Origin of the sequence: Puniceispirillum sp. (SeqCode), from assembly GCF_965657105.1 — a bacterium.
Lineage (GTDB): Bacteria > Pseudomonadota > Alphaproteobacteria > Puniceispirillales > Puniceispirillaceae > Puniceispirillum.
This window is the reverse complement of record NZ_CBFHNB010000101.1, coordinates 1-3,376: the sequence shown is the minus strand read 5'-3', so window position 1 is coordinate 3,376 and position 3,376 is coordinate 1. Positions and strand designations below refer to the sequence as shown.

Genomic DNA, 3,376 nt, shown 5'->3' with positions numbered 1-3,376 from the left:
TTTCTATTGTTCCTGCGAACGCGTTTTTCAGCCAGCGTTGGAAGGCAAACCCCTCATTGTCCTGTCTAACAATGATGGCTGCGTTATCGCACGTTCGAACGAAGCCAAAGCGATTGGCGTGCTGATGGGCGATGTATATTTCAAACATAAGGACAGGTTTCGCCAGCAAGGGATATTGATCCGGTCAAGCAACTATACGCTTTATGGTGATATGAGCTATCGCGTCATGAGCATATTATCGACATTCGCCCCGCACGCCGAAATATATTCGATTGATGAATGTTTTCTCGATCTGTCAGGTTTCGCGCCGCATGGGCTGGTTGATTATGCCCATGATATTTGCCGCACGGTTAAACAATGGACTGGCATTCCCGTATCAGTGGGCATTGGCCAGACCAAGACACTTGCCAAGCTGGCTAACCGGATCGCCAAAAAGAACAAGTTGGCGCGCGGCGTATATTGCATAGATACAGCCGCCCAATTAGAGGAGGCCTTGCAAAATACGGCGATTGCCGACATATGGGGTATCGGGCGGCGTTTGGGCAAAAGGCTGAATGCGCAAGGTATTCAGACAGCCGCAGGTTTTGCCAGCCTTCAAGATGGCTGGATCCGCAAAAATATGGGGGTGACAGGTCTGCGGACGGCGCTGGAATTGCGTGGTACGATATGCCTGTCGCTGGATACGCAACAGCAAGACAAGCAAAGTATTTGCGTGTCACGAAGCTTTGGCAAAAGCATCGATGACTATGACGCGCTGCATGATATTGTATCAACCTTTGCCACTATGGCGGCGGCCAAATTGCGTAAGGGCAAGATGGTGGCTGGTGGGCTTAGTGTTTTTATCCGGACGAATACGTTCCAGCAGGATCAGCCGCAATATTCGAATGCGCAGACGATAGGCATGACCCCCGCCACAAATAGCACACAGGAGATTCACAAAGCAGCCCAGCAGATATTGAAAAACATATATCGTGCGGGCCACCACTATAAAAAGGCAGGTATTTTGCTGCTGGATCTTTGCCGGGCAGAGGCGCGCCCCGACATGCTGTTCGATACGGAAAACCCGCGTAACAGCAAATTGATCGAAAGCTGCGATGCCATTAATCAGAAATTCGGTGTTGGTAGCGTTCAATATGGTCAGCTTAAACGGCCTAGAGGCTGGTATGCACCGCAGAAATATCGATCGCCCCATTATACAACAAGCTGGGCTGATATACCGTTGGCCTCTGCACAGGATAATTTTTTCCAGCCTACTGACATGTATCAGCATATAGGTGATCACCAAGATGACCGCCGTGATGAAGGCGATGCAGGCACAAATGGCTGAAATTTGACTTTAAACCATCAATGGCTTAGTTTCGACTAAAGTCGTAAATAGGATAAATTGTGCCCGTTAAAAATTCATCTTCTAACATCCTGTCAGATGGCAATATTGATAGCACTCTTGGTGGCAGAATTTTCAAATGCCGTGAGCAGGCTGGATTAAGCCTCAACATGCTTGCTCATCTTGTTGGTGTTAACCCATCAACGCTTGCATCATGGGAAAATGATAGCAGCGAGCCTCGTGTTAACAAGCTTGTATCAATGGCTGGTATATTGGGCGTCAGCCCGACCTATTTCATTGCCGAAGAAGGCCATAGCGGTAGTGCAACAAAGCCAGCAAGAGGCCGCACCGGAAAGCTTATTTCAAATCTAAAATCTGAAATAAACGAAATAAATGAAGAGCAGAAAATTCTGACCAAACGGTTGAAAAAAATTAATCTGCTTATTCAAAAACTTTAGATTAAAGCCGCAAACACACAGGCTATTAAAGTCTTTCTATTTAAAGTCTTGGCGATGTTTTTGTTTGCGCGTGACCCTAGTGAAGGGGCGTTATATGCACGGGGTTTGTTGGCTTGATCAGCATCAGGCTGGCAAATAGCAACGCGCTGGCGATGGCAAACATAATCATAACAGATATGAAAACATGTTCGCTAAAGGCAAGTAAAAAGCCGCCAATGCTTGGGCCAATTGCTAAACCGACAACACGCGGCATACCGATCCAGCCTTTTGCCCGACCATATACATCAGCGCCAAAATAAAGATTGGTCACAAAGCCAAAAGACACCGTTAGAATACCATGTCCCATACCAAATAATGCCATAGCCACTATCGCCAAAGGCAAGGTGCCAGCCAATAGCGCTATCAGCGACAACGGGATCAAAAGACCAGCTATGAGACCGGTGATGCGGGCATCAATATGATGGCCAAATTTCATTTCAACAAGCCTGCCTATAACCTGAAACGGGCCGTAGATGCTGGCCAGAATGACAGCAAGAAACGCATTTTCAAATTGTAGCTGGAACCAGTTCACCCATAATAATGTTGTGGCCGAAAACAGAAAATATTCAAAGCCGCCGGCGCTGGCGAGGATAAAGATGGCGCGCTTTTCGGCGGTTGACAGCAAGCCCCAGCGGAATGGCTTGGCTTTAGCATGATCTTGCTTGGCTGGGGCATAGCGTTCATGTTTATAGGTTGAAATCAGCCAGCTGAAACCCAGAAGAATGAAAGCCAATACCAGACAGGCATAAAGCAATCCCATAACACTGATAAGCGGATAGATAGATATCCATGTGAGGGTGCTGGCGACGCCGCCATAAAAAGAGATTATGGAAATATTCTTTCGTGAATTGATTTCGTCAAATTGCACAGCGGCACTAAAGGCAACTTCATAAGTGGACATGGCAAGACCAATACCGATTAGGACAAAGCAGAAGCCAAGCCAGTAAAAGCTGGTCAGGAATGTATATTCCAACGCGCCAAGGCCAAAGAAGCCACATGCGCCTAGTAAAAACCCTAACTTGAGAACGTTCAATGCGCCAAACCGGTCAGCCCAGCTACCAACCAGGGGCGTCAATAAGGCCTGCGTGACTATCGCCAGACTTAAAATCGTCATGACCACGGCTTCGGATGTATCTAATAAGGTTGCGATATGCGTTTTTAGTGGCGCAAAGGCATAAAATAACGCGCCATAAGCCACAATCTGGCTCATGCCAAGCATATGGACGGGGACTTTATGCGCACGGATGGTGGCGTTTTGAGAAAGAGACAAGATTTACGGCCTGAATAGATTGCCAATCAAATATACATCAATTTGGCATGGATATTCCAAAAATCAGTGTGGATACTATTAATAGCTATCTGCATGGGGATATGAATTACAAATATATACGAATTTTAGCGCGGCATTCATCGCAGTTGATATATAGTGTGAACACCATTTCATGGATATGAAACCTCAGGTAAACGCGTAACAGCACAATTTATGAACTTTGTACGAAGCAGAAAAGGATAGCCATATAATGGATTATATATTCACGCCAGCAGCACAGGTGAG

Annotated in this window: 3 protein-coding genes; 2 read left to right on the top strand and 1 reads right to left on the bottom strand. The window is 46.5% G+C overall.

The window, feature by feature from the left end; translation table 11 throughout:
• A partial coding sequence (locus ACTF7Q_RS10360) for a Y-family DNA polymerase (RefSeq protein ID WP_438997757.1) occupies window positions 1-1,327 on the top strand: 1,327 nt, incomplete at its 5' end.
• Window positions 1,328-1,386: 59 nt separating this feature from the next.
• Entirely contained in the window at window positions 1,387-1,782 is a 396-nt protein-coding gene (locus ACTF7Q_RS10355) for a helix-turn-helix domain-containing protein (protein ID WP_438997756.1), read from the top strand.
• Window positions 1,783-1,858: 76 nt separating this feature from the next.
• On the opposite strand, the gene ACTF7Q_RS10350 is transcribed toward ACTF7Q_RS10355, so the two are convergent.
• Window positions 1,859-3,091: an MFS transporter gene (locus ACTF7Q_RS10350; RefSeq protein ID WP_438997755.1), complete on the bottom strand. Its 1,233-nt coding sequence runs from the start codon at window positions 3,089-3,091 to the stop codon at window positions 1,859-1,861.
• Between the last annotated feature and the right edge of the window lie 285 nt (window positions 3,092-3,376).